Origin of the sequence: Enterobacter sp. 168J2, from assembly GCF_034107265.1 — a bacterium.
GTDB classification, from domain to species: domain Bacteria; phylum Pseudomonadota; class Gammaproteobacteria; order Enterobacterales; family Enterobacteriaceae; genus Enterobacter; species Enterobacter nematophilus.
Genome location: NZ_JAWNEB010000001.1, coordinates 463,429 through 487,288, shown reverse-complemented (window position 1 = coordinate 487,288; position 23,860 = coordinate 463,429). Strand labels below are relative to the sequence as shown.

Here is a 23,860-nt window from a genome sequence, read left to right as displayed (position 1 = left end):
TGTGAACAACTACCTCTTTATTTTGCTTTTTTTGACCTTGTGGAGCTGCCAGACGCTGGCGGGCGTCCCTGCCGGAAGAAATTCCAGCGTAGGGATTAGCTACGATCGCGCGGTGCCGCCTGCGCGCTTTGATATCTGGGTCCATGAACCGAGCGGTTACGACACTGTTGACCCACAAAAGTGGGGACGCAACACCCTGACCTGCCAGTCCCGCACCGACCCGACGTACGGAGCCTGTATGACAGCCCCGGTCTGGTTTTCCGCGAACCCTGCCGCCCCCTACGCCATTACGCTGCGTTTTACCCACGCGTCGACAAATAAAACAGCAGATGTGAAGGTCTATGGCGAAAAACGTATGTTTATCAACAACAAAGTTTTCACTTTTGCCAGCTTTGTGACCGGCGGTACCGGCGATCTCTCGGCCTGGAACCGGGAGCCCTATTTTGATTTTTACATCGTTAAGGGCGAACTGGACAAGCTCGCCCAGCCGGGCATCTGGACCGCAACGCTGAAGCAGGATCTGCGCGAATGGGGAAGCGCCGACTGCGGGGGCAACTTTAACGATGTCAACGTCGGATGTCCGGGCTACCTCACCATTGCCCGCTGGCAGGCGACGATACGTATTGAGGTGGTCGATCCGGGTAACCAGCAGATTTATCTGCCGGCGTTCCCCCACTCAACCCCGATGGTTAACCTCAACCTGACCAATTTTCCGGGGCGGCCCGGCGGCAGCGAAATCCAGGGCGAGAGCGCGCTGGATATGTGCCTGTATGACGGCAATAACAGCGCCAGCACGCGCGTCTATCTGCGCTTTGAGGATGACGGTGTAGCGGCAACAGACCGTGCCGAAGGGGCGTTTTCCGTCAGACGGCGCGGAGGAAGCCAGACCGAACCGCGGGATCGCCTCGATTATCAGGTTACGGTGACCAACCCGGTGACGGGTGCAACCGAAACCGCGGCGAATGGCAAAACGCTGGTCTGGCAGGGCACTAATGACCCGCAATATCTGCGTCAGGTTGTGCTGCCGGGTGGACGGGAGAGCGTACTTTGTGTCCCCGCCCCCATCGTTCTGAAAACGCCCGCGTTTGCTGCCAGCAGTAAAAATGCCGGGGATTACACCGGCACGCTGCGCGTTATCTATACGCCCAGTACTTTATAAAGAGGCTATCGTGAGTTACGCCATTCTCGACAACAATCGTTTTTATGCCGAAGGGTTGCGCTACGCCCTTCTGCGCCGTAACGCTCAGACGCAGGTTGAGAGCGGTACGGTAAAGTGGTGCCGTTCGCTGCTGGCCTGCGACACCCTCGTTGTTCGCTGCCGCTTTTCCGTCTCGGGGGCGCATCTGGCGCTGGTCGACATTCTGCTGCAGCTGGAGGCCAGACGCTGGGAAGGAACGGTGTATCTGGTGTGCAATGAAAAAGGCTGGGCGCTGGCTACCCATCTGCGAAAGCGGTTTGCCGCGCTGACCTTATATATCATTGACGACCGGATTGCCGTTGCGGATGCGGCATATCTGCTTGCCAGAGAGCCCCGCCGGGTGCGAACCCTGAACTGTTGCCTGACGGGCATGGAGTTCAACGTTCTCGACAGGCTGGTGAACGGACAATCGGTAAGGCACGTCGCGCATATGACGCAGATGAGTGAAAAACAGGTCTCGACGTACAAATGCAACGCGCTAAAAAAGCTTAATGCCAACAATCTGCTCCAGCTTCTTCTGTAGGTCGAGGTTTCTCACGCCGCCCCTTATTTGCTAGACTAGGGGCGGTTTTTACTTTATCGACAGAGCACTATGTTCATTTTTGCAGGCCAGGAAATTGAGACCGATAGCGAAGGCTATCTGAAAGACACAACGCTATGGAGCGAGCCGCTGGCGGAGAAAATCGCCGAAAACGAAGGCATCGCCCTCTCCCCCGAACACTGGGAAGTGGTGCGTTTCGTGCGCGAATTCTATCTCGAATTCAACACCTCTCCGGCGATCCGCATGCTGGTTAAAGCGATGGCCAATAAGTTCGGCGAAGAAAAAGGCAACAGCCGCTATCTGTATCGCCTGTTCCCGAAGGGCCCGGCCAAACAGGCCACCAAAATTGCCGGCCTGCCAAAACCGGTGAAGTGTATTTAATACCGAATACCGAAGTTCACATATTCCCTGCCGGGTTGATGCGGTTCCGTTAAGACCTTATCAACCCGGGCGCTGCGCGGCCCACCTGCTTTCAGCCACGCCATCAGTTTTTCAACCTGCTCCGCGTCGCCGCAGGCGACGACCTCAACGCTGCCGTCGTCCATATTTCGCGCGTATCCCGTTAGCCCAAGCGTCGTCGCTTCGCGCTGGGTGCTGTAGCGGAACCCGACGCCCTGAACAACGCCGTGGACCCAGGCAATGGTGCAGACTTTTGACATTTTTCTTCTCCTTAACGTAGCGTTTTCGGTAAACAGCCATAGTGCTGCCGGAAACGGGCGGTGAAACGAGAGCTGGAAAGATACCCACATTGTAATGCGATTTCGCCGATCGGTAGTCGGGTCGACTGAAGCTGAGACAGCGCCACGGCCATCCTCACCTCCTCCACAATCTGGCGAAAACTCTGCGACTCTTCGCGTAAGCGTCTGCGCAGCGTCGGCACGCTTAAGGCCAGACGGCTGGCGACGTCCTGCGCGGTCCAGGCTCTGGCGGGCGACAGCATAATGAACTGCCGCACCTGCTCGGTCAGGTTACTGTTTCGCTCAATAAGCAGCGGACCCGCCACGCCATCATTCAGCAATGCCAGCAGAAGGCCAAAGGCCTGATGTTTTTGCAGCGCTTCCGGTAAATCCTGACGCACGGCGTGCAGCAGGTTATCCCACATAAACGCCAGCCCCTCGCTCAGCGGGGCACAGAGGGAATGTGATGTCGTTCGCGGCCAGGACTTCAGGTAATGCGCTTTAAACTCGGCGAGGATCTCCGGGGACAACATCAGTAAATCAGAATGAAAAAAACCGTTCGCGGGCTGATTGATAATCTCCATCGTCGTATTGGCCGGGATAATGATGAGCTCATCCCGGGTGGCCACCAGGCGGTTATCGTCCTGAACAATTACCTTACTGCCATGCGTGATATGGCAAATGGCCGGGAAAAAGAGCTTAACCTGGTGCAGACGATGCATTTTGCTGGCGTTCACTTCACCCGCCGTGAGGTGTTTATATCGAAAATGGAACTCCTGCACCGGTTTATCCTTATCTGCTGTAGGTTGCGGTTAACTGGGCTTTTTCCAGAACGTGACTGTGGAGCATAAAGCCGACCAGCGCACCGCTGGCATTTTTATCGAGAGGCAGTTTATCCACGTCCAGCGCCCAGACGGTCATCTGATAGCGGTGGGGTTTGTCTCCCGCTGGAGGACATGCGCCGCCGAAGCCAGAATAACCGAAATCATTACGCCCCTGCACCGCGCCGGCAGGTAATTTTTCGCCGTTTGGGTTTCCGGCATCAGCGGGCAGCGTCGTTACCTTCGCGGGGATATTGACTACGGTCCAGTGCCACCAGCCGCTGCCGGTGGGCGCATCCGGGTCATATACCGTGACGGCAAAACTTTTCGTACCGGCAGGCGGATTTTTCCACGCCAGCTGCGGAGACTGGTTACCGCCGTGGCAGCCGAATCCCTCGAATATCTGCGGCTGCGCTAAATGGCGCTCGCCGGAAATATCCTCACTGGTGATGCTGAAAGGCGTTGCCGCTGAAACCTGAAAACTGATTGCCGCCAGAGCGGCTATGGCTATCACACTGCGCTTTTTCATGGGTGCTCCCTTTGCTGTACCGGAAGCCCCACTGTAAAGCCTGCTGCAATGCCGTAATGTGCCTAAGCGATTTGATTTTGTGCCGAAACGCTCAACGTCATCCGCAGATGATTGCGCCAGGCTGAATGTGCTACTCTACGCGCCATTTCCCTGAAATCGACAGAACAGCAAATTATGAGTGTACGTTTAGTGTTAGCCAAAGGGCGCGAGAAATCATTACTGCGCCGTCATCCCTGGGTCTTTTCCGGCGCGGTTGCCCGTATGGAAGGCAAAGCCAGCCTCGGTGAAACCATTGATATTGTTGACCACCAGGGGAAATGGTTAGCGCGAGGCGCCTACTCGCCAGCGTCCCAGATCCGCGCGCGCGTCTGGACCTTTGATAAAGATGAAACCATCGACATCGACTTCTTCGTCCGCCGCCTGCAGCAGGCGCAGCAGTGGCGCGAATGGCTGGCAAAGCGCGACGGGCTGGACAGCTACCGCCTGATTGCCGGTGAATCCGACGGCCTGCCGGGCGTGACCATCGATCGCTTCGGTAACTTCCTGGTGCTGCAGCTCCTGAGCGCCGGAGCGGAATACCAGCGTGCCGCGCTGATTAGCGCGCTGCAAACCCTGTTCCCGGAATGCGCTATTTACGACCGCAGCGACGTGGCGGTGCGCAAAAAAGAGGGCATGGAGCTGGCTCAGGGTCCGGTTACCGGCGAGCTGCCGCCTGCCCTTCTGCCGATTGAAGAGCACGGCATGAAGCTGCTGGTGGATATCCAGGGCGGGCACAAAACGGGTTATTACCTCGATCAGCGCGACAGCCGTCTGGCGACCCGCCGGTACGTTGCCGACAAACGCGTCCTGAACTGTTTCTCCTATACCGGCGGCTTCGCCGTTTCGGCGCTGATGGGCGGCTGTGCTCAGGTGGTGAGCGTGGATACGTCGCAGGAAGCGCTGGACGTGGCGAAGCAGAACGTCGAGCTGAACAAGCTTGACCTGAGCAAAGCTGAATTTGTTCGCGATGACGTCTTCAAGCTGCTGCGTAAATATCGCGATGGGGGCGAGAAGTTCGACGTCATCGTGATGGACCCGCCAAAGTTTGTGGAGAACAAAAGCCAGCTGATGGGCGCCTGCCGTGGGTATAAGGATATCAACATGCTGGCCATCCAGCTGCTGAACCCGGGCGGAGTGCTGCTCACTTTCTCCTGCTCCGGGCTGATGACCACCGATTTATTCCAAAAAATCATCGCCGATGCCGCAATAGATGCCGGGCGTGATGTACAATTTATAGAGCAGTTCCGTCAGGCAGCCGATCACCCCGTGATTGCTACCTACCCGGAAGGACTGTATCTGAAAGGGTTTGCCTGTCGCGTCATGTAACTTGAAAAGAGAAATATTGCCCACACTTAATGTGTAAGTAGTGTTTCCCGGGAGGTGACTATGATTGCCAGCAAATTCGGTATCGGCCAGCAGGTCCGCCACACTTTGCTAGGGTATTTGGGTGTGGTCGTGGATATCGACCCGGAGTATTCCCTTGATGAACCGTCAGCGGACGAGCTGGCGGTGAACGCAGAGCTTCGCGCTGCGCCCTGGTATCATGTGGTGATGGAAGGTGATGACGGACAACCCGTTCATACCTATCTTGCCGAAGCGCAGCTGAGTAGCGAACTGCAGGAAGAGCATCCGGAACAACCCACGATGGATGAACTTGCTCAGACTATCCGCAAACAGTTACAGGCTCCGCGCCTGCGGAACTAAGCGTGTAAAAAAAAGCCCGATGACGGGCTTTTTTTTATTACTTCGCCAGACCCAGCCGGGGAATATCGATCGCAGGACAGCGATCCATGACAACCTTCAATCCCGCATCCCGCGCCAGCACGGCGGCCTGCTCGTTAATCACGCCCAGCTGCATCCACAAGGTTTTCGCCCCTACGGCAATCGCGTCCTGCGCCACGCCCCATGCGGCCTCGGAATTACGAAAGACATCCACCATATCAATTTTTTCCGGCACCTCTGCGAGCGTGGCATAACCCTGCTGACCCAGCAGCGTTTTTCCCGCCACTTTTGGCGACACCGGGATGACGTGATAGCCCTGATCGAGAAGGTATTTCATCACCCGATAGCTTGGACGGTCGGGTTTATCGCTCGCGCCCACCAGCGCAATGGTACGCGTGGATGTCAGAATCTCGGCAATATCGTTCTCTTTCATGGTTTTTCTCCTGGCTTTTTTAAAAGTGTACGCCAAAGCGCACATCTCAACCATCCATCCCATACAGATGTATGAGGGCAAAACGGCAAAATATGTCTATATGTTAGTAAACGTGATTACCGAAAGATTTAGATACATTAATGCGGCGAAAATATGTCTGACGGGAGCCTTCTATGAAAACCGGTATTGCCACTGCTCTGATTGCGTTAGTGATGCCGGTTTGCGTTTTTGCCACCACGCTTCGGCTCTCTGGCGATATTGATCTTCTGGTTTTGGACGGGAAAAAGGTTTCAAGCTCGCTATTGCGCGGGGCTGACAGCATTGAGTTAGATAACGGGCCGCATCAGCTGGTGTTCCGGGTCGAAAAATCGATAGGCCTGACTAACCATGAGCAGCGGATGTACATCTCTCCGCCGCTGATTGTCAGCTTTAATACCCGGCAAGTCAGTCAGGTGAACATTACCCTGCCTCGCCTTGAAACGGAGAAGGAGGCTGCGGCCTTTGACGCCGAGCCGCGCGTTGAACTGCTGGACGGGAATGCAATGCCGATCCCGGTGAAGCTGGATATTCTGGCGTTGACCAGCGCCCCGAAAAGCCCGGACTACGAGGCCGCGACGCAGGTCTATAACAAAGCCGGCAAACGCGCCTCTCTTCCGCAGTTTGCCACCATGATGGCGGACGACAGTACGCTGCTATCCGGCGTCTCGGAACTGGACGTCATTCCGCCGCAGTCCCAGAGCCTGACGGAACAGCGCCTTAAATTCTGGTTCCAGCAGGCCGATCCCGACACGCGGGCCCGGTTTTTACAGTGGGCAAAACAACAACCTTCATCATAAGCCACATTTTTTACGCCTTTCTCTTGCAGCGTCAGACGGTTCCCGTCATCGTGTAGTCAGTTAACCTGATGGATATGATTATGGAACTGACAACACGCACGCTGCCCGAACGCAAACACATTGCGCTGGTGGCGCACGATCACTGTAAACAAATGCTGCTTAACTGGGTTCGCCGCCATCAGCCGCTGCTGGAAAAGCACGCCCTGTCGGCGACCGGCACCACCGGTAACCTGATCCAGCGCGAAACGGGTCTGGAGGTGAATGCGATGCTGAGCGGCCCGATGGGCGGGGATCAGCAGGTCGGAGCGCAGATTTCCGAAGGGAAAATTGATGTGTTGATTTTCTTCTGGGATCCGCTGAATGCGGTTCCGCACGACCCGGATGTCAAAGCGCTGCTGCGTCTGGCAACGGTGTGGAATATTCCGGTGGCGACGAACCTGTCGACGGCGGATTTCATCATTGAATCCCCGCAGTTTAACTCGCCGGTTGAGATCCTTATTCCGGACTATCAGCGCTATCTTTCCGAGAGACTGAAGTAGCTTTTTTGCCGGGTGGCGGCTACGCCTTACCCGGCCTGGAAATCTTGCCTGACGCTGTTATGGCTTTCTCGCCACCGGCACGTCAATACTCTTCAAAATATCGACAAACACGGATGGCTCCTCTTTGTTGAACAGCAGCCACACGCGGTGCCGCGCGCGGGTGATGGCCACGTACAGCAAACGCCGTTCTTCGGCATCCGGGAAGTCTTCCGGCACCGGCAGCAGGGCCTCTTCCATGACCGACTCGCGGGCCGGGGCCGGAAAACCGTCGCTGCCCTCTTTCAGCCCCACCACAATCACATAATCGGCCTGCTGTCCTTTGCTGGCGTGAATGGTCATAAATTCGAGCTGCAGTTTCGGCCAGCGGGTAGCGGCTTTTTCCAGCGCAGCAGGCTTAAGATGATGATAACGCGCCAGCACCAGGATACGCTCATCGGGCTTCACATAGCCGCTGAGCTTGTCCAGCAGCGGCTCCAGCTGGTCATCCGCCAGCAGGGTGACCGCTTTTTTATCCCCTGCCCGCAGGCTGTTTAGCGGCTTGGCCAGCTGATGCGGGTTCTGCTGGATAAAGCGGTTGGCGATTTCACCAATCCGTGAATTGAAGCGGTATGTCGTGTCCAGATCGCTGCGGTCGCCTTCGCCAAAATAGTGGTGGAAGGCGGTCGTCAGCGAGAGCTGCGCCCCGCTGAAGCGGTAGATGGCCTGCCAGTCGTCTCCCACAGCAAACAGTGAGGTATGTTTGTTCTGCGCCCGCAGCGCCGAGAGCAGTGCCGCACGCTGGGGTGAGATGTCCTGGAACTCATCCACCAGAATATGCTTCCACGGGCTGACAAAGCGCCCCTTCTCCAGAATGACGATCGCCTGATGGATAAGACCCGAGAAATCAACGGCATTTTCCTCTTTCAGCGCGGTTTTCCAGGCTTTCAATAGCGGAGCCATTAGTTTGACCCGTTTTGAAAACAGATCGCGGATCGCCTCCGGCGCGCTTTCAATCATCTCTGCCTGCGAGCCGCCGTGCATCCGCATCAGGCTGACCCAGCGGTCAAGACGCGAGCCGAGCCGACGCGCCAGTTTTTCATCCTGCCAGAAGCTGCCCTCCGGCACCTCCCAGGCGAGTTCCTCCTCCAGCCACTGGCGCCACCCTTTCGCCTGCGCCTTTTTCTCACTGCACTGCTGGCGCCAGGTTTTAATAAACAGCGCCTGCCGCGCCTGCGCGTCGTTTTCCAGCTTACTGATGACAGGCACTTTTTTGCTGCCCTGCTGAATGATATGCAGCGCGAGGGCATGGAAGGTTCTGGCGGTAATGTCCCGGGTGTGCAGGCGTTCCTGAATGCGTTCGTCCATCTCCTGGGCCGCCTTACGGCCAAAGGCCAGAAGCAGGATCTGATCGGCAACGGCCTCCCCGGTCGTGAGAAGCCAGCCCGCACGCGCCACCAGCACCGACGTTTTACCGCTTCCGGCCCCCGCAAGCACCAGCAGCGACTGCTCGCCGTTGACCACCGCGCGCGCCTGAGCAGGGTTGAGCGGTGAAGTTTCCACCGTACTGAAAAAGTCGGCGTATTGGGTGAGCATGGCATCCGTCCAGGCCTGGTTATGCGCCAGCCGGCTTTTATCCATATCGTTCAGCCAGGCCTGACACTGACGCCAGGCGTCGCGACAATTGTCGAACTCATCAAGGCGCGTCACGGAGAGCGGCAGCGCCGAGAGTGCCTGCCGGATCTTTTGCTGCAATCCGGCAGTCTGCTGGCGAGTCAGCCACGTTTGTTGCGCGTTGCTTTGCGCAATATCGTCCAGCACCTGCTGCAGCACCTGAGCGGCAATCACGCTCATGTCATGGCTCCACTGCTGCCAGAGCGCGTTCAGGTGATGATGGAAACGCTGGGTTTCCGCCCACTCGGTGCCGTGAAGGCGCACGACTTTGTCGTCAGGTAGAACGAACTCCAGCTCGCCCCACACCAGCCCGCGCTTGCAGTGAATAGCCAGAAGCTGATTAAACGGAATAAGGTATTCGTGGCGTTCTCCGGAGACTTTCACCCCGGCGTTGAGCAGAACAACTCTGTCATAGGGGTGTTGCGCCAGGCGTTTGCCTAATGAAGTTGCTTTCAGTTCCATGTCCCGCCAAATCCACGAAGAGATAATTTACCTGACAGTTTAACTGCCAGTTTTAAGGTGCTCCAGCCTAAAAAAACGTTACAATCATTGGGCGTTAATTTTATCGAAAGGAAGTGAGGGTTTATGCGTACCGTTCTGAATGTGTTGAATTTTGTGCTGGGCGGTTTTGCCACCACCCTTTCCTGGCTTTTTGCCACGCTGGTGAGCATCGTCCTGATTTTCACGCTTCCCCTGACCCGCTCCTGCTGGGAAATCACGAAACTGTCGTTCATTCCCTACGGTAACGAAGCTATCCACGTTAACGAGCTGAACCCGGAGAGCAAGAGCGCCCTGATGAATACGGGGGGAACTTTGCTGAACATTCTGTGGCTGATTTTCTTCGGCTGGTGGCTGTGCATCATGCATATTTTTGCCGGTATTGCGCAGTGCATCTCAATAATTGGTATTCCGGTCGGGCTCGCCAACTTTAAGATCGCCGCCATCGCCCTTTGGCCCGTCGGGCGCAGGGTGGTTCCGGTTGAGGTAGCCCAGGCGGCGCGTGAAGCGAACGCACGTCGTCGTTTTCAGTAAAAAGGACTGGCCGCGTTTATGCTAAGCCCACTGCTTCGCCGTTATACCTGGAACAGCGCCTGGCTCTACAACGTCAGGATTTTTATCGCTCTTTGCGGCACGGCTGCCCTGCCGTGGTGGCTGAATGATGTCAAGCTCACCATCCCGCTCACGCTGGGGGTGGTGGCCGGGGCGCTTGCGGATCTGGACGATCGCCTGGCCGGGCGTTTGCGGAACCTGGTCATTACGCTGGTCTGTTTTTTTATCGCCTCCGCGTCCGTTGAGTTACTTTTCCCCTGGCCGTGGCTGTTTGCCCTGGGCCTGACGCTCTCCACCAGCGGGTTTATTTTGCTGGGCGGTCTGGGGCAGCGCTACGCCACTATCGCCTTCGGTGCCTTGCTGATTGCCATCTATACCATGCTGGGCGTTTCCCTGTACGACCAGTGGTACCAGCAGCCTGTGCTGCTGCTGTTGGGCGCCATCTGGTATAACCTGCTGACGTTAACCGGTCATCTGATCTTCCCGGTTCGCCCTTTGCAGGATAACCTTGCCCGCAGCTATGAGCAGCTAGCCCACTATCTGGAACTGAAGTCCCGACTGTTCGACCCGGATATCGAAGAAGAAAGCCAGGCGCCGCTTTACGATCTGGCGTTGGCAAACGGCCAGCTGGTCGCCACCCTAAACCAGACGAAAGCCTCGCTGCTTACCCGCCTGCGCGGGGATCGCGGCCAGCGCGGAACGCGCAGGACCTTACACTACTATTTTGCCGCTCAGGACATTCATGAACGCGCCAGCTCCTCGCACGTTCAGTATGCCGCCCTGCGCGAAAAGTTCCGCTACAGCGACGTCATGTTCCGCTTCCAGCGCCTGCTTTCCATGCAGTCTCAGGCATGCCAGCAGCTCGCGCGCTCCATTCTTCTGCGCACGCCCTATCAGCACGACTCCCGCTTCGAACGCGTGTTTAGCCATCTCGATGCGGCGCTCGACCGCGTGCAGGCCAGCGGAACGTCACCGGAACAGATCAAAGCGCTGGGTTTTCTGCTCAACAACCTGCGGGCGATTGATGCTCAGCTGGCGACGATTGAGTCCGAGCAGGCGATGGCACTGCCGGGCAGCGAGATGGATAACCAGCTTGCAGATGACAGCGTGCACAGCGTGAGCGATATGTGGCTACGTCTGAGCCGCAACTTCACGCCGGAGTCGGCGCTGTTTCGCCACGCGGTGCGAATGTCCCTGGTCTTATGCGTGGGGTATGCTTTTATCCAGATAACCGGTTTGCACCACGGCTACTGGATCCTGCTGACCAGCCTGTTTGTCTGTCAGCCGAACTATAACGCCACCCGACACCGCCTGGCGCTGCGTATTATCGGCACGCTGGTCGGGGTCGCGATCGGCCTTCCGGTACTCTATTTCGTACCGTCCATTGAAGGACAGCTGATCCTGATCGTGATTACCGGCGTGTTGTTCTTCGCGTTTCGCAACGTGCAGTACGCCCATGCCACCATGTTCATCACGCTGCTGGTTCTGCTCTGCTTTAACCTGCTGGGTGAAGGGTTCGAGGTCGCCCTGCCCCGCGTGCTCGATACCCTGATTGGCTGCGCTATCGCCTGGGCCGCCGTCAGCTTTATCTGGCCGGACTGGCGTTTCCGTAATCTACCGCGCGTGTTGGACAGGGCCATGAACGCCAACTGCCGATACCTGGATGCCATCCTTGAGCAGTATCATCAGGGCCGCGATAACCGCCTGGCTTACCGGATAGCGCGCCGCGATGCGCACAACAGCGATGCGGAACTGGCCTCGGTCGTCTCTAATATGTCAACGGAACCTCGCGCCACGGCCGAGATTCGTGAGACGGCTTTCCGGCTGCTCTGCCTGAACCATACCTTCACCAGCTACATTTCCACGCTGGGCGCCCATCGTGAAAAACTCACCAATCCGGGCATCCTCAACCTGCTGGATGACGCGGTCTGTTATGTCGATGATGCTTTGCATCACCGGCCAGCCGATGAGCCGCGCGTGAGGCAGGCGCTGGATGAACTGACCCAACGTATTGCGCATCTTGAGCCCGGAAACGACAGCAAAGCGCCTCTGGTGCTTCAGCAGATTGGCCTGCTCATCGCCCTGCTGCCAGAAATTTGCCGTCTGCAACAGCAAATCGCTACCTGGAGGAGTGATTCTCCTGTGGCTCAGGCAGCGCATTAAACCACTCCGTCAACTCCCGGCGAATGCCGGCCGGGAGTGCCGCCTCATGCAGCCCCTCGATCGCCCCTTCCAGCGCGAAGAGCACTTTAATACTCAGCGCTTTATTTTTTGCCCGCATCTTTAGCCAGCACTCCCTGGCGCCAAGCGCCCGCAGCGTTTCTTCGTTGGTTATGCCCGCTTCAAAGAGCAGTACTTCCAGCTGAAAGGTCAGGTTTGGCAGGTCCTTAAGTCGATTGCGCTGATGGCGCTGGTAACGCTCTTTTCTTGCCGCATTGAGTGCGAAAGAGGAGAGCTGAAGCAGACGCTCCCTGTCTTGCCACAGCCCGTCATCCACCCGGTAATAGTTGAGAAGCACCGGCCGGCCCCGCTTCATCAGGGTCAAAAAAGAAGCGGCATTTTTCACACAGTATTTTGCGCTTTCTTCACAGGCGCGGAGATAGAGCTCACCGTCTGACACCATGGCAAAAACTGCATCGTCCACCGCCAGGGTATAGCCGCCGAACAGCGCGCGATGATGAATTTCACCCAGCGGTGAGAGGTATTCCTGGGATTTATAAATCCGTTCATAAGATATCTTTTTCATGATATTTCCCTTCAAAATCATAAAGTAACAACGAAATTTCTTACTAGCGGATCCGTTAGCAGGAAAATAGGCAACTTAGCGTCGTTGAGCAAGATGATTTTTCGAAGGGCATCAACATTGAATGAATTTTGCGAGTCGCTTTCCGAAAATGAGGTTGATCTTTATGCACACAGGGGTTACTGTATATCCATACAGTAACTACAGGGCTGGAATGAATATGTACACTTCAGGCTATGCAAATCGCTCAACTTCTCTCTCCTCTACCGCGGGCACTGTCGCGCAGAACACCGTTGGGGGTGCTTCGACGGGGCTTATTAGTGAAGTGGTTTACCGTGAAGACCAGCCTCTGTTGACCCAACTCCTGCTGCTTCCGTTATTACAGCAGCTTGGTCAGCAATCGCGCTGGCAGCTCTGGCTGACGCCACAGCAGAAACTGAGCCGTCAATGGGTGCAGTCCGCAGGCCTGCCCCTGGCAAAGGTGATGCAGATCAACCAGCTTTCTCCCTGCGATACCGTCGAGTCGATGATTCGCGCGTTACGTACCGGAAATTACAGCGTGGTGATCGGGTGGTTACCGGAAGAATTGACGGAAGAGGAACATTTTCGTCTGACCGAAGCGGCTGAAGAAGGGAATGCGATCGGGTTTATCATGCGCCCGGTTCGTCCAGATTCTTATCGCAGAGGACAACTTTCTGGGCTAAAAATTCACTCAAATTTGTATCATTGAGTGAAATTAAGATTTTTCCTGGAATTTTTTTTGACCGCAAGATGCGGTTTTAGTTCCCGGCCTCAAAATTGCGGCAAGGCTTGTCTGGTGCGGTTCTCCTTAATTTTATTGCACAAAATTCGTTCTAAAAATGTTAAATAATAGGTATACGGAACTTTTTTTTTCATATGCCTGACAGACTTCACACTTGTAAGTTTTCAGCTACGTTGTAGACTTTACATCGCCAGGGGTGCTCGGCCTAAGCCGAAGATATCGGTAGATTTATATTTGACCACGCCCCCCGGTGAAGGATTTAACCGTGATTCTCTCTTGAGACCTTCATGGCGAATTTTGGATGATAACGAGGCGCAAAAAATGAAAAAGACAGCTATCGCGATTGCAGTGGCACTGGCTGGCTTCGCTACCGTAGCGCAGGCCGCTCCGAAAGATAATACCTGGTATGCAGGTGGTAAACTGGGCTGGTCTCAGTTCCACGACACTGGCTGGTACAACAGCAGCCTGAACAACGATGGCCCTACTCACGAGAGCCAGCTTGGTGCAGGTGCGTTCGGTGGCTATCAGGTTAACCCGTATGTTGGTTTTGAAATGGGTTACGACTGGTTAGGTCGTATGCCATACAAAGGCGACACCATCAATGGCGCTTTCAAAGCTCAGGGCGTTCAGCTGACCGCTAAACTGGGTTACCCAGTAACTGACGATCTGGACGTGTACACCCGTCTGGGCGGCATGGTATGGCGTGCAGACTCCAGCAACAACATCGCTGGCGACGACCATGACACTGGCGTTTCCCCAGTATTCGCTGGTGGCGTTGAGTGGGCTATGACCCGTGACATCGCTACCCGTCTGGAATACCAGTGGGTTAACAACATCGGTGACGGTGCTACCGTTGGCGTTCGTCCAGACAACGGCATGCTGAGCGTAGGTGTTTCCTACCGTTTCGGCCAGCAGGAAGATGCAGCACCAGTTGTTGCTCCAGCGCCGGCTCCAGCTCCAGAAGTACAGACCAAGCACTTCACTCTGAAGTCTGACGTTCTGTTCAACTTCAACAAAGCGACCCTGAAACCAGAAGGTCAGCAGGCACTGGATCAGCTGTACACCCAGCTGAGCAACCTGGATCCTAAAGACGGTTCTGTAGTGGTTCTGGGCTTCACCGACCGCATCGGTTCTGACGCTTACAACCAGAAACTGTCTGAGAAACGTGCTCAGTCTGTTGTTGATTACCTGATCTCTAAAGGTATCCCAGCTAACAAGATCTCCCCACGTGGTATGGGCGAATCTAACCCAGTTACTGGCAACACCTGTGACAACGTTAAAGCTCGCGCTGCACTGATCGACTGCCTGGCACCAGATCGTCGCGTAGAGATCGAAGTTAAAGGCGTTAAAGACGTTGTAACTCAGCCAGCGGCATAAGTTATCGTCTTATAAAAAAACCCCGCCATGCGGGGTTTTTTATTGTCTGAAGAAAACAAAAATCTATTTTTTGCCCAACAACGCCTGAAGGTCGTTTTTCAGCGACGACATCTGGCTGGCGTACTTCTCTTTATGTTCGGCATCCTCAATCAGCTGCACGATGGTTTCCGACAGGGTCTTACCACGCCGTTGCGCCAGCCCGGCCAGACGCTGCCAGACCACGAACTCCAGGTCGATGGATTTTTTCCGGGTATGCTGATGCTCGGCATTAAAATGCCGTTTACGTCGCGCGCGGATAGTTTGCTTCATCCGGTTTAACAACGCGGGATTAATGTGCTTCTCAATCCAGCCATTAACCTGTACCGGTTCATTTTCGAGGGTCAGCAAAATATCCACGGCTTCTTGCGCAGCGCTGGCTTCGATGTAGCAGGTGATCAGCTCCCCTTCACGGTGCTTTTTGACCAGGTACTTCCATTTCCAGCCGCTTTCGAGATTTTCCAGTTGTTGATATTTCATTGCGATCTCAGTGTTACCACGTAACTCTGTTCAGAATATCAGTTTTTTAGCAATCTGCTGAAAAGAAATCATATCCTGTGAGTGAGTGCAGCCAATCCGCCTGCTGAAATACCCAATCCTGCTTGGGTAGAGCCCCTCGCTTACGGTATACTCCACGCTTTTACATCTGACTAAAAAACATCAACTTTGACCATTACGAAACTAGCATGGCGTGACCTTGTTCCGGATGCCGAGAGCTATCAGGAACTGTTTGCACAGCCCGATCTCGCAAAAGAACACGAATTCATCCTTAGCGATACGCAACCACGCTTACATTATGCGCTGGAGCAGACGTTAAGCCCGTGGGCGACATCGCCCTTCATGCTGCTGAAAGCCCCGGAAGAAGCGGAATATCTGACGCTGCTTGGGGATGCCATGCGCCAGCTGCGGCCGGACACCAACGCGGTATTTGGCGGCCAATATCGTATCGCGGGGCATAATATTACCTTCGAACCGGCGGACCAGGCAGACGGTCGTTTTGCTGCTAAAGGCGAGGTGATTACCGCTAATTGGGTCGAGGCTGAACAGCTCTTTGGCTGTCTGCGCCAGTTTAACGGTGAGCTTTCCCTGCAGCCGGGGCTGGTGCATCGTGCAAACGGCGGCGTGCTCATCATCTCTCTGCGCACCCTCCTCTCGCAGCCGCTGCTGTGGATGCGCCTGAAAACCGTTGTGACCCAACAGCGCTTTGACTGGGTCGGCTATGACGAGTCTCGTCCTCTTCCTGTCTCCGTGCCGTCCATGCCGCTGTCGCTGACCGTCGTGCTGACGAGTGACCGCGAATCGCTGGCGGACTTCCAGGAGATGGAGCCGGAGCTGGCCGAGCAGGCGGTTTACAGCGAATACGAAGACAACATTCAGATTGCCGATGCGGACGACATGGCGCAGTGGTGTCAGTGGGTAATGGCCGTGGCGGAACGTTTTGCATTGCCAGCGCCTGCCGCTGACGCGTGGCCGGGTTTAATCCGTGAAGCCGTTCGCTATACCGGTGACCAGGAAACCCTGCCGCTCTGCCCGCTCTGGATCGGCAAGCAGCTGCGTGAAGTGGGTACGATCAGCGGTAACGGTGCGTTTACCGGCGAACAGCTCACGCAGATGCTGGCGCAGCGAGAGTGGCGCGAAGGCTATCTTGCTGACCGCATGCAGGATGAAATTCTGCTGGAACAAATTCTGGTCGAGACAGAAGGCGAACGCGTTGGGCAGATCAACGCTCTCTCGGTGATCGAGTTTCCTGGCCATCCGCGGGCGTTCGGTGAACCCTCGCGAATCAGCTGCGTTGTGCATATTGGCGATGGCGAGTTTACCGATATTGAACGCAAGGCCGAACTGGGCGGCAATATTCACGCCAAAGGCATGATGATCATGCAGGCGTTTTTAATGTCTGAGCTGCAGCTTGAGCAGCAAATCCCCTTCTCCGCCTCGCTGACGTTCGAACAGTCCTACAGCGAAGTGGATGGCGATAGCGCCTCTATGGCTGAGCTGTGCGCCTTAATCAGCGCCCTGGCGGACGTGCCGATCAACCAGAACATCGCGATTACCGGTTCGGTCGATCAGTTTGGTCGTGCTCAGCCCGTTGGCGGTCTGAACGAAAAAATTGAAGGCTTCTTCTCTGTCTGCCAGCAGCGCGGTTTAAACGGCAAACAGGGTGTGATTATTCCGGCGCCTAACGTACGCCATCTCAGCCTGTGCCAGGATATTCTGGACGCGGTTGAACAGGAACAGTTCGCCATCTGGGCCATCGAAGGGATTGAGGATGCACTACCCTTACTGACAAACCTGGTTTGGGATGGCGAAGGTCAGACAACCCTGATGCAGACTATCCAGGAGCGCATTGCTCAGGCGACACAGCAGGATGCTCGTCATCGTTATCCATGGCCGTTACGCTGGATGGGTTGGTTCAGTTCGAACTGATCGGACTTGTTCAGCGTACACGTGTTAGCTATCCTGCGTCCTTCACTAAAATAAGGCTTACTGAGAACATGGTAGATAAACGCGAATCCTATACAAAAGAAGATCTTCTTGCCTCTGGTCGCGGTGAACTGTTTGGCGCGAAAGGCCCACAGTTACCGGCCCCGAACATGCTGATGATGGACCGTGTCGTGAAAATGACCGAAACCGGCGGCAACTTCGATAAGGGTTACGTAGAAGCAGAACTCGATATCAACCCGGACCTGTGGTTCTTCGGTTGCCACTTCATTGGCGATCCGGTAATGCCTGGCTGCCTGGGCCTGGATGCCATGTGGCAGCTGGTTGGCTTCTATCTGGGCTGGCTGGGTGGTGAAGGTAAAGGCCGCGCGCTGGGCGTGGGCGAAGTGAAATTCACCGGTCAGGTTCTGCCTACTGCGAAGAAAGTGACCTATCGTATTCACTTCAAGCGCATCGTTAACCGTCGCCTGATTATGGGCCTGGCGGATGGCGAAGTGCTGGTAGACGGTCGTCTGATCTATACCGCGAACGACCTGAAAGTGGGTCTGTTCCAGGATACCTCTGCTTTCTGATAACGGCTTTTAGCCCCGTTCAGAAAGGCGAAACCTCCGCAATGCGGAGGTTTCTTTTTTTAAAGAGACGTTATCAGGCTATTAGTGCCCTGTCGCCGATGGCTTCTCGCCAGCCTCCAAGCCATTGTGACCTTTGATTTATCGTCTGATAAGGACACATTTCTTTCGAACGTCCAGCGATGCCGGCCTGATAACCACGTTGATGAGCCCGTTCCAGGCGATCTCGTTTCTGTCTCTTCATGCCTCGTTTCCCTCATTCTTTTGTCTGGTGGAAAGAAAACAGTGTCTGCGCCAGATGCGCAGGCACAGATAACGAATACCCCGATTTACTCTCAGCGTCAATGTTCAAAATTCATACGGGTGTCATATTTGTGAGCTAGCTGGAAGATCATTTGTACAAAAATTGTGACCCGGCACAAGTAACAACCTGACGCAAAAACGAAAAAAAAACCGCAATCAGCACCAGGCCGATTGCGGTTTTTGACGATGAATTTTACTTATGGCAGCCGGGAAATTTCCCTGGCGATACTGGCTGACTCCTGCGCCCAACCCTGAGCCAGCACTTTCACCATTTCATCATAGCCATCCTTCTGCTGCTTCAGCTCCAGATGGAAAGGACGCTTAATCAGCTGTCCCTGATGATTCAACAGCCACTCGCCGCTGATGACAACGGCACCGTCATAACGGCCGTGGAAGCCCGTTACCGTGACGTTCAGCGTGTCCTGATCGCTTCCCAAAGGCTGGGAGGCAACAACCCAGCCCGGAAGCTGGCTGCCCAGATTCGCCACCAGCGTATTGCGTAACTGCTGATCCAGCGGGCTGGCCCACAGGTTGTTGTTGGCGATAACGTACTGTACATCGCTGGTCTGATAGACCACCCCGTTGCCGGCCAGGTAATCTGGCACGGCGACCTGCTCAACCCACAGCAGACGGTTGCCCTGCGAGGCGGTAGTTTGCGTAACCGCCTGCGTCACCAGCGGCAGCTGGTAGTAGCTTTTCGTTTCGCTCCCGGAGCTACAGGCCGTGAGTACCATCGCTCCTGCAATCGCTAGCCATTTTTTCATTGTTTCGCCCTCTTCGGCTCAGGATCCTTTTTATCTTTCGCTTCGAACACCAGCGCATTGCTCTTCTCGTTGAGCGTTTTCAGAACCGGCTGCAGTTCGCGCAAGACCTGATCGAGACGCTGCATATCTGCCACCATCTTGTTGTACGCCGCCGAGCCAGGCTGGAAGCCCTGCATACTGCGGTTCAGCTCGCGCAGCGTTTTCTGCATATCCTGCGGCAGCTGCTGCATACTCTGGTTGGCTGTGATCTTGTTGATGTTGTCCAGCGTAGTCTGCAGGCGCTGCATCGTCGCCTGGCTTTGATGTAACGAACCTGTCGCCGCCTCAATCATTGGGTTCAGAGGCAGGTTGTTAATTTTATCCAGCGTTTCCATAAGACGCTGCTGGATCTGGGCCAGACCGCTGCTTACCGTTGGGATGATCTTGTAACCACCAAATTCACGCATACCGGTAATCGGCGGCGCTTTTGGATAGAAGTCCATATCAACATACAGTGCGCCGGTCACCAAGTTACCGGTTTTCAGCGAGCCGCGCAGACCGCGATTCATCAGGTCGGTGATGTGCTCGCCGATATCCTGATTCTCACCAATCTGGTTGATCAGGCGCTCAGGCTCAATGCGGATCAGCACCGGAATACGGTAATCATCATCAAGCATCTGCTTAAGGCCAGGAACAAAGTAAGGCACTTGACCCACCGTCCCCAGACGAATACCGCGGAACTCAACGGGCGCCCCAGGCTGCAGGCCGCGAACAGAATCCTTAAAGAACATCAGATAGTCGATGTGATCGGTATAGAGTGCATCCTGAATGCTTTTTTGATCGTCGAACAGGCGGAAAGCGGTGTTCTCCGCAACCGGCTGCCCCAGGTCCAGCCCTTCGGGTACGTCAAAACTCACGCCACCGCCAAACAGCGTTGTCAGCGAGCCCATTTCTACACGCATGCCCGCCGAGGTCAGATCCACCGCGATGCCGCTGTCTTTCCAGAAACGGACGTTGCTGGTGACCAGACGATCGTTAGGCGCATTGATGAACAGCTGATAGCTGATGGCTCTTTTCTGAGGATCGAAGGTGCTTTTCTCCACCGAACCCACGCGATAGCCGCGGAAAAGAACCGGATCGCCCGCCGTGAGCTGGCCCGCTTTTTTACTGTCGAGGATCACGCGGATACCTTTTGCATCAGGCGGGGCAAGCGGAGGTGAATCCAGAAGCTGGTACTGCGCCGGCTGGCTGCCTTTTGCACCCGGCTGCAGCTCGATGTAGGCACCTGAGAGCAGCGTTCCTAAGCCGCTGATCCCCTCGCGCCCCACCTGAGGTTTAACCACCCAGAAAACAGAATCGCCGTGCAGCAGTTTTTCCATGCCGGCATTAAGACGCGCCTTAATCTCCACATGGGTTAAATCGTCGGTCAGGGTTGCGCTTTCCACCACGCCCACATCCACGCTGCGGCTTTTGATGGTCGTTTTACCGCCCTCAATTCCTTCGGCATTGGTGGTAATCAGCGTCACTTCCGGTCCCTGATGGCTGTAATGATAAAACAGGATCCATGCACCGATCAGCGCGGTCACGATGGGGAAAATCCACACCGGCGACCAGTTTTTGACCTTCTGCACTTTCGCCTCTCCACTCTTATTTTCCATGCTCTTACTCTTCCTCATGGCTTGATTCAGGCTCACGATCCCACGATAAACGAGGGTCGAAGGTCATGGCCGCAAACATGGTCATAATCACCACCAGTGCAAACATTAAAGCCCCCATCGCGGGATAAATACTCATCAAACCGCCCATCCGCACCAGCGCAGAGAGAACGGCAATCACAAAAACGTCGATCATTGACCAACGACCAACAAATTCGACCACTTCGTAAATCAGGTGCATGCGTTCGCTGTCGCGCTTTCCGTGGCCTTTTGCATCCCAGCAGAGCCAGGCAATGGCGATCATTTTTAATGTGGGCACCATAATACTGGCGATAAAAATCACGCCGGCGACAGGATAGGATCCTTCGCCCCACAGCAGTATGACCCCGGCGAGGATCGTCGAGGGCATTTTGTCGCCGAGCAAATCGGTGATCATAATCGGCAGAATATTGGCGGGCAGATACAGCATGACGGACGTGACCAGCAGCGCCATCGTCCACTGCAGGCTGTTTTTACGGCGAACGTGGCCCTTCGTTTCGCAGCGCGGACAAACTTCAAGATCGGCGGGCAGCACGGCGGTGCAGCACGGGCAGGAACGGAGCCCCTGGCGGATACCCGGCACGCCGACCTTCACCGTCTGCGCAAGCGTCGGGGCCGGGGCGATATCGTCCCAGGCCCAGCGCCTGTCCACGCACTGGAAAGCACGCAGCTGCAGGACGCAATACAGACACCAGGGAATAAAGCTGCTGCCTATCCCCACGTCGCCGTACGCCATCAGCTTCACGAAACTGACCAGTATCCCCGCCAGAAAGATCTCGGCCATCCCCCAGCTTTTGAGCTGAAAAAGGATGCGCGCAAGCCGGATTTTCAGCGATGACGGCATCCTGACGCGGTTAACCAGCAGCAGGATGACGACCAGGCAAAACGCCGGGACTATCTGGACGAACAGCAGAAAAAAGGTGCCCAGGCTGGCGTAATCTTCCGAGAACATCACGCCCGGGATTTCAAGCAGATTCACCTGGCTTGTCATCCCACCGACCTTCATATAGATGAAGGGGAAGAGATTGGAGAGCAGCAGCATGAACAAGGCTGCCAGCGCGTAGGCAGTGGGACGCTGCCGCGGCGCGTCCCACTCGGTTGTCAACGTTGCGCCACAGCGTGGACACAGGGCTTTATGTCCGTGACCAAGCTCTGGCAACGCCACGAGCATATCGCATTGCGAGCATAATATATGCCTGTCGGCATGGTGCTGGTCACACATATTTAATCCCTGTTTATGCGCCGTTTTTCAGAGACTCAAGGTACTCCCAGCGCTCAAATGCTTCTTCCAGGGCTTTTTCAGCCGAGGACATTTCAGCCAGTACTTTCTGAGTATAGTCATGCGATTGGGTAAAGAATGATGCATCAGCAACCTGTGCTTGCAGCCCCTCAAGCGCGGCCTCCAGCTCTTCGAGACGCTGAGGTAGCCCCTCCAGTTCGCGCTGCAGGTTATAGCTTAGTTTAGCCGAGGTTTTCTTGACAGTTTCTGCTTTTGTTACAGCAGGTTCAGAACTTGTTCTGGACTTTGACTGTTTCTGCGCCAGAGACTGCGACTGCTGCCCTTTTGCGTCGTGATAACCGCCCACGTACTGACCAATTCGCCCTTCACCTTCGAAGATCCAGCACTCGGTCACGGTGTTATCCACGAACTGACGATCGTGACTAACCAGCATCACGGTTCCCTGATAACCGTCGATCAGCTCTTCCAGTAATTCCAGCGTTTCGACATCCAGATCGTTCGTCGGTTCATCGAGGATCAGCAAATTGCTTGGCTTCAGGAACAGACGGGCCAGCAGAAGACGGTTACGCTCCCCGCCGGAGAGCGCGCGCACCGGCGTCATCGCGCGTTTCGGGTGGAACAGGAAGTCCTGCAGGTAGCCCAGAACGTGACGCGGCTTGCCGTTTACCATCACTTCCTGTTTACCTTCGGCGAGGTTGTCCATCACCGTGCGGTCCGGATCCAGCTCCGCGCGGTGCTGGTCGAAGTAGGCCACTTCCAGCTTGGTGCCGCAGTGAATGCGGCCGCTGTCGGCCTGCAGCTGGCCCAGCATCAGCTTCAGCAGCGTGGTTTTGCCGCAGCCGTTCGGGCCAATCAGCGCAATTTTGTCCCCGCGCTGAACCTGAGCTGAGAAATCTTTCACCAGTACTTTCCCGTCAACCTGATAGTTAACGTTTTCCATTTCGAAGACAATCTTGCCGGAGCGGGACGCCTCTTCCACCTGCATTTTGGCGCTGCCCATCACTTCGCGGCGCTCGCTGCGCTCGCGTCGCATCGCCTTCAGGGCACGCACGCGGCCTTCGTTACGGGTACGGCGCGCCTTGATGCCCTGACGGATCCACACCTCTTCCTGCGCCAGCTTGCGGTCGAACTCGGCGTTCTGCAGCTCTTCCACGCGCAGGTTTTCTTCTTTCTCCAGCAGATACGTATCGTAATCGCCAGGATAGGTAACCAGCTTGCCGCGGTCGAGATCGACAATGCGCGTCGCCATATTGCGAATAAACGAACGGTCGTGCGAAATGAAGATGATGGTGCCGCTGAAGGTTTTCAGGAACCCTTCCAGCCAGTCAATCGCTTCAATATCCAGGTGGTTGGTTGGTTCGTCCAGCAGCAGTACCTTAGGGCCACTGACCAGCGCGCGGCCCAGCGCCGCTTTACGCAGCCAGCCGCCGGAGAGCGCGGACAGTTCCATATCCGCTTCGAGACCAAGCTGGGCCAGCACCTCGTTAATGCGGTTTTCCAGCTGCCACAGACCGTGGTGATCGAGCATCTCCTGCACTTTCGCCAGTTCGTTGAGGTTCCTGTCGCTCGGGTCGGTCATCACAAGATGCGAAATCTCGTGATAGCGCTTCAGATACTCCGCCTGCTCGGAGATGCCTTCCGCCACGAAATCGTACACGCTGCCGGTCACATGACGCGGCGGATCCTGCTGGAGGCGGGAGACGATCAGATCCTGCTCGTACACGATGCGGCCGTCATCCAGCCCCTGCTCGCGGTTGAGGATTTTCATCAGCGTGGATTTACCCGCGCCGTTACGGCCCACCAGACAGACGCGCTCGTTATCTTCGATATGCAGCTCTGCATTATCGAGAAGCGGTGAGTCGCTGAAAGAGAGCCACGCGCCGTGCATACTAATTAATGACATTTATTTTTCCTT

Annotated in this window: 25 protein-coding genes; 13 read left to right on the top strand and 12 right to left on the bottom strand. The window is 55.6% G+C overall.

The genetic code is table 11. The features are described 5' to 3' along the window. Position 1: 1 nt before the first annotated feature. The 3 genes from USG84_RS02340 (at position 2) to tusE (ending at position 2,120) form a co-directional block, all read left to right on the top strand. The gene (locus USG84_RS02340; protein ID WP_253541444.1) at positions 2 to 1,159 is read left to right on the top strand and encodes a CfaE/CblD family pilus tip adhesin; all 1,158 of its coding nucleotides are present in this window, start codon (positions 2 to 4) and stop codon (positions 1,157 to 1,159) included. A 10-nt stretch (positions 1,160 to 1,169) separates the two neighbouring features. Further along, positions 1,170 to 1,721 (top strand): LuxR C-terminal-related transcriptional regulator, encoded by a 552-nt coding sequence (locus USG84_RS02335; protein ID WP_151412842.1) that lies wholly within the window; start codon positions 1,170 to 1,172, stop codon positions 1,719 to 1,721. Between the two features lie 69 nt (positions 1,722 to 1,790). Then, complete coding sequence (tusE, locus tag USG84_RS02330; protein WP_028012611.1) at positions 1,791 to 2,120, top strand: sulfurtransferase TusE; 330 nt, start codon at positions 1,791 to 1,793, stop codon at positions 2,118 to 2,120. Here tusE and yccX read toward each other — a convergent pair. Genes yccX through USG84_RS02315 form a run of 3 tightly spaced genes read right to left on the bottom strand, consistent with a single transcriptional unit; the run spans position 2,117 to position 3,766 of the window. Beyond that, positions 2,117 to 2,398 (bottom strand): acylphosphatase, encoded by a 282-nt coding sequence (yccX, locus tag USG84_RS02325; protein ID WP_151412841.1) that lies wholly within the window; start codon positions 2,396 to 2,398, stop codon positions 2,117 to 2,119. The two genes, tusE and yccX, sit on opposite strands and share 4 nt — an antisense overlap. Positions 2,399 to 2,409: 11 nt before the next feature. Further along, a complete protein-coding gene (locus tag USG84_RS02320; protein ID WP_061098663.1) occupies positions 2,410 to 3,198 on the bottom strand; it encodes an AraC family transcriptional regulator in 789 nt (262 codons plus the stop codon). Between the two features lie 10 nt (positions 3,199 to 3,208). Beyond that, positions 3,209 to 3,766, bottom strand: a complete 558-nt coding sequence (locus USG84_RS02315; protein WP_151412840.1) for a kinase inhibitor — start codon at positions 3,764 to 3,766, stop codon at positions 3,209 to 3,211. Between the two features lie 174 nt (positions 3,767 to 3,940). Here USG84_RS02315 and rlmI point away from each other — a divergent pair, with 174 nt between their 5' ends. Both rlmI and hspQ read left to right on the top strand, forming a co-directional pair. Beyond that, entirely contained in the window at positions 3,941 to 5,131 is a 1,191-nt protein-coding gene (rlmI, locus tag USG84_RS02310; RefSeq protein ID WP_151412839.1) for a 23S rRNA (cytosine(1962)-C(5))-methyltransferase RlmI, read from the top strand. A 60-nt stretch (positions 5,132 to 5,191) separates the two neighbouring features. Beyond that, positions 5,192 to 5,509 carry a heat shock protein HspQ gene (hspQ, locus tag USG84_RS02305; protein ID WP_008499919.1) on the top strand — a complete coding sequence of 106 codons (318 nt, stop codon included), beginning with the start codon at positions 5,192 to 5,194 and terminating at the stop codon, positions 5,507 to 5,509. A 37-nt stretch (positions 5,510 to 5,546) separates the two neighbouring features. Here hspQ and USG84_RS02300 read toward each other — a convergent pair whose 3' ends face one another. Then, on the bottom strand, positions 5,547 to 5,960 hold the full coding sequence (locus USG84_RS02300) for a CoA-binding protein (protein ID WP_061098666.1): 414 nt from the start codon (positions 5,958 to 5,960) through the stop codon (positions 5,547 to 5,549). Between the two features lie 173 nt (positions 5,961 to 6,133). On the opposite strand from USG84_RS02300, the gene csgI reads away from it, so the two are divergent. Further along, a complete protein-coding gene (gene csgI / locus USG84_RS02295; RefSeq protein ID WP_061098667.1) occupies positions 6,134 to 6,796 on the top strand; it encodes a curli synthesis inhibitor in 663 nt (220 codons plus the stop codon). A gap of 80 nt (positions 6,797 to 6,876) precedes the next feature. Further along, positions 6,877 to 7,335: a methylglyoxal synthase gene (gene mgsA / locus USG84_RS02290; RefSeq protein ID WP_041912035.1), complete on the top strand. Its 459-nt coding sequence runs from the start codon at positions 6,877 to 6,879 to the stop codon at positions 7,333 to 7,335. Between the two features lie 57 nt (positions 7,336 to 7,392). On the opposite strand, the gene helD is transcribed toward mgsA, so the two are convergent. Beyond that, positions 7,393 to 9,447 (bottom strand): DNA helicase IV, encoded by a 2,055-nt coding sequence (gene helD / locus USG84_RS02285; protein WP_151412838.1) that lies wholly within the window; start codon positions 9,445 to 9,447, stop codon positions 7,393 to 7,395. 123 nt (positions 9,448 to 9,570) lie between these two features. Between helD and USG84_RS02280 the strand changes: the two genes are divergently transcribed. Then, complete coding sequence (locus USG84_RS02280; protein WP_041910601.1) at positions 9,571 to 10,017, top strand: YccF domain-containing protein; 447 nt, start codon at positions 9,571 to 9,573, stop codon at positions 10,015 to 10,017. Between the two features lie 18 nt (positions 10,018 to 10,035). After that, complete coding sequence (gene yccS, locus USG84_RS02275; protein ID WP_045261705.1) at positions 10,036 to 12,198, top strand: YccS family putative transporter; 2,163 nt, start codon at positions 10,036 to 10,038, stop codon at positions 12,196 to 12,198. Here the strand turns inward: yccS and USG84_RS02270 are convergent. Beyond that, positions 12,155 to 12,781, bottom strand: coding sequence for a TfoX/Sxy family DNA transformation protein (locus tag USG84_RS02270; protein ID WP_061098669.1), 627 nt, complete (start codon positions 12,779 to 12,781; stop codon positions 12,155 to 12,157). The genes yccS and USG84_RS02270 overlap by 44 nt on opposite strands. A gap of 217 nt (positions 12,782 to 12,998) precedes the next feature. Here USG84_RS02270 and sulA point away from each other — a divergent pair, with 217 nt between their 5' ends. Beyond that, on the top strand, positions 12,999 to 13,508 hold the full coding sequence (sulA, locus tag USG84_RS02265; RefSeq protein ID WP_041910604.1) for an SOS-induced cell division inhibitor SulA: 510 nt from the start codon (positions 12,999 to 13,001) through the stop codon (positions 13,506 to 13,508). 354 nt (positions 13,509 to 13,862) lie between these two features. Then, positions 13,863 to 14,918, top strand: a complete 1,056-nt coding sequence (ompA, locus tag USG84_RS02260; protein WP_108780329.1) for a porin OmpA — start codon at positions 13,863 to 13,865, stop codon at positions 14,916 to 14,918. A 63-nt stretch (positions 14,919 to 14,981) separates the two neighbouring features. Here the strand turns inward: ompA and matP are convergent, their stop codons facing one another. Next, positions 14,982 to 15,434, bottom strand: coding sequence for a macrodomain Ter protein MatP (gene matP, locus USG84_RS02255; protein ID WP_253541439.1), 453 nt, complete (start codon positions 15,432 to 15,434; stop codon positions 14,982 to 14,984). Positions 15,435 to 15,620: 186 nt separating this feature from the next. Here matP and USG84_RS02250 point away from each other — a divergent pair, with 186 nt between their 5' ends. Both USG84_RS02250 and fabA read left to right on the top strand, forming a co-directional pair. After that, positions 15,621 to 17,381 carry an AAA family ATPase gene (locus USG84_RS02250; protein WP_151412837.1) on the top strand — a complete coding sequence of 587 codons (1,761 nt, stop codon included), beginning with the start codon at positions 15,621 to 15,623 and terminating at the stop codon, positions 17,379 to 17,381. A 68-nt stretch (positions 17,382 to 17,449) separates the two neighbouring features. Beyond that, on the top strand, positions 17,450 to 17,968 hold the full coding sequence (gene fabA / locus USG84_RS02245; protein WP_000227926.1) for a bifunctional 3-hydroxydecanoyl-ACP dehydratase/trans-2-decenoyl-ACP isomerase: 519 nt from the start codon (positions 17,450 to 17,452) through the stop codon (positions 17,966 to 17,968). A gap of 73 nt (positions 17,969 to 18,041) precedes the next feature. Here the strand turns inward: fabA and rmf are convergent, their stop codons facing one another. From rmf to USG84_RS02220, 5 genes are all read right to left on the bottom strand, one after another. Continuing rightward, entirely contained in the window at positions 18,042 to 18,209 is a 168-nt protein-coding gene (gene rmf, locus USG84_RS02240; protein ID WP_013097261.1) for a ribosome modulation factor, read from the bottom strand. 256 nt (positions 18,210 to 18,465) lie between these two features. Then, positions 18,466 to 19,032: a membrane integrity-associated transporter subunit PqiC gene (pqiC, locus tag USG84_RS02235; protein WP_151412836.1), complete on the bottom strand. Its 567-nt coding sequence runs from the start codon at positions 19,030 to 19,032 to the stop codon at positions 18,466 to 18,468. Beyond that, complete coding sequence (pqiB, locus tag USG84_RS02230) at positions 19,029 to 20,669, bottom strand: intermembrane transport protein PqiB (protein WP_047364232.1); 1,641 nt, start codon at positions 20,667 to 20,669, stop codon at positions 19,029 to 19,031. The genes pqiC and pqiB overlap by 4 nt, the downstream gene beginning before the upstream one ends. 4 nt (positions 20,670 to 20,673) lie before the next feature. Beyond that, complete coding sequence (pqiA, locus tag USG84_RS02225; protein ID WP_253541437.1) at positions 20,674 to 21,927, bottom strand: membrane integrity-associated transporter subunit PqiA; 1,254 nt, start codon at positions 21,925 to 21,927, stop codon at positions 20,674 to 20,676. Positions 21,928 to 21,940: 13 nt separating this feature from the next. Beyond that, positions 21,941 to 23,848, bottom strand: a complete 1,908-nt coding sequence (locus tag USG84_RS02220) for an ABC transporter ATP-binding protein (protein WP_253541435.1) — start codon at positions 23,846 to 23,848, stop codon at positions 21,941 to 21,943. Positions 23,849 to 23,860 lie beyond the last annotated feature (12 nt).

What these genes read in the sequence shown, in the direction of transcription:
- USG84_RS02220 (WP_253541435.1), bottom strand. Translation starts at nt 23,848, where the DNA reads ATGTCATTAATTAGTATGCACGGCGCGTGGCTCTCTTTCAGCGACTCA.
- yccX (WP_151412841.1), bottom strand. Translation starts at nt 2,398, where the DNA reads ATGTCAAAAGTCTGCACCATTGCCTGGGTCCACGGCGTTGTTCAGGGC.
- USG84_RS02270 (WP_061098669.1), bottom strand. Translation starts at nt 12,781, where the DNA reads ATGAAAAAGATATCTTATGAACGGATTTATAAATCCCAGGAATACCTC.
- yccS (WP_045261705.1), top strand. Translation starts at nt 10,036, where the DNA reads ATGCTAAGCCCACTGCTTCGCCGTTATACCTGGAACAGCGCCTGGCTC.
- mgsA (WP_041912035.1), top strand. Translation starts at nt 6,877, where the DNA reads ATGGAACTGACAACACGCACGCTGCCCGAACGCAAACACATTGCGCTG.
- pqiB (WP_047364232.1), bottom strand. Translation starts at nt 20,669, where the DNA reads ATGGAAAATAAGAGTGGAGAGGCGAAAGTGCAGAAGGTCAAAAACTGG.
- rlmI (WP_151412839.1), top strand. Translation starts at nt 3,941, where the DNA reads ATGAGTGTACGTTTAGTGTTAGCCAAAGGGCGCGAGAAATCATTACTG.
- ompA (WP_108780329.1), top strand. Translation starts at nt 13,863, where the DNA reads ATGAAAAAGACAGCTATCGCGATTGCAGTGGCACTGGCTGGCTTCGCT.
- USG84_RS02300 (WP_061098666.1), bottom strand. Translation starts at nt 5,960, where the DNA reads ATGAAAGAGAACGATATTGCCGAGATTCTGACATCCACGCGTACCATT.
- USG84_RS02315 (WP_151412840.1), bottom strand. Translation starts at nt 3,766, where the DNA reads ATGAAAAAGCGCAGTGTGATAGCCATAGCCGCTCTGGCGGCAATCAGT.
- tusE (WP_028012611.1), top strand. Translation starts at nt 1,791, where the DNA reads ATGTTCATTTTTGCAGGCCAGGAAATTGAGACCGATAGCGAAGGCTAT.
- hspQ (WP_008499919.1), top strand. Translation starts at nt 5,192, where the DNA reads ATGATTGCCAGCAAATTCGGTATCGGCCAGCAGGTCCGCCACACTTTG.
- USG84_RS02280 (WP_041910601.1), top strand. Translation starts at nt 9,571, where the DNA reads ATGCGTACCGTTCTGAATGTGTTGAATTTTGTGCTGGGCGGTTTTGCC.
- csgI (WP_061098667.1), top strand. Translation starts at nt 6,134, where the DNA reads ATGAAAACCGGTATTGCCACTGCTCTGATTGCGTTAGTGATGCCGGTT.
- fabA (WP_000227926.1), top strand. Translation starts at nt 17,450, where the DNA reads ATGGTAGATAAACGCGAATCCTATACAAAAGAAGATCTTCTTGCCTCT.
- sulA (WP_041910604.1), top strand. Translation starts at nt 12,999, where the DNA reads ATGTACACTTCAGGCTATGCAAATCGCTCAACTTCTCTCTCCTCTACC.
- matP (WP_253541439.1), bottom strand. Translation starts at nt 15,434, where the DNA reads ATGAAATATCAACAACTGGAAAATCTCGAAAGCGGCTGGAAATGGAAG.
- pqiC (WP_151412836.1), bottom strand. Translation starts at nt 19,032, where the DNA reads ATGAAAAAATGGCTAGCGATTGCAGGAGCGATGGTACTCACGGCCTGT.
- helD (WP_151412838.1), bottom strand. Translation starts at nt 9,447, where the DNA reads ATGGAACTGAAAGCAACTTCATTAGGCAAACGCCTGGCGCAACACCCC.
- pqiA (WP_253541437.1), bottom strand. Translation starts at nt 21,927, where the DNA reads ATGTGTGACCAGCACCATGCCGACAGGCATATATTATGCTCGCAATGC.
- rmf (WP_013097261.1), bottom strand. Translation starts at nt 18,209, where the DNA reads ATGAAGAGACAGAAACGAGATCGCCTGGAACGGGCTCATCAACGTGGT.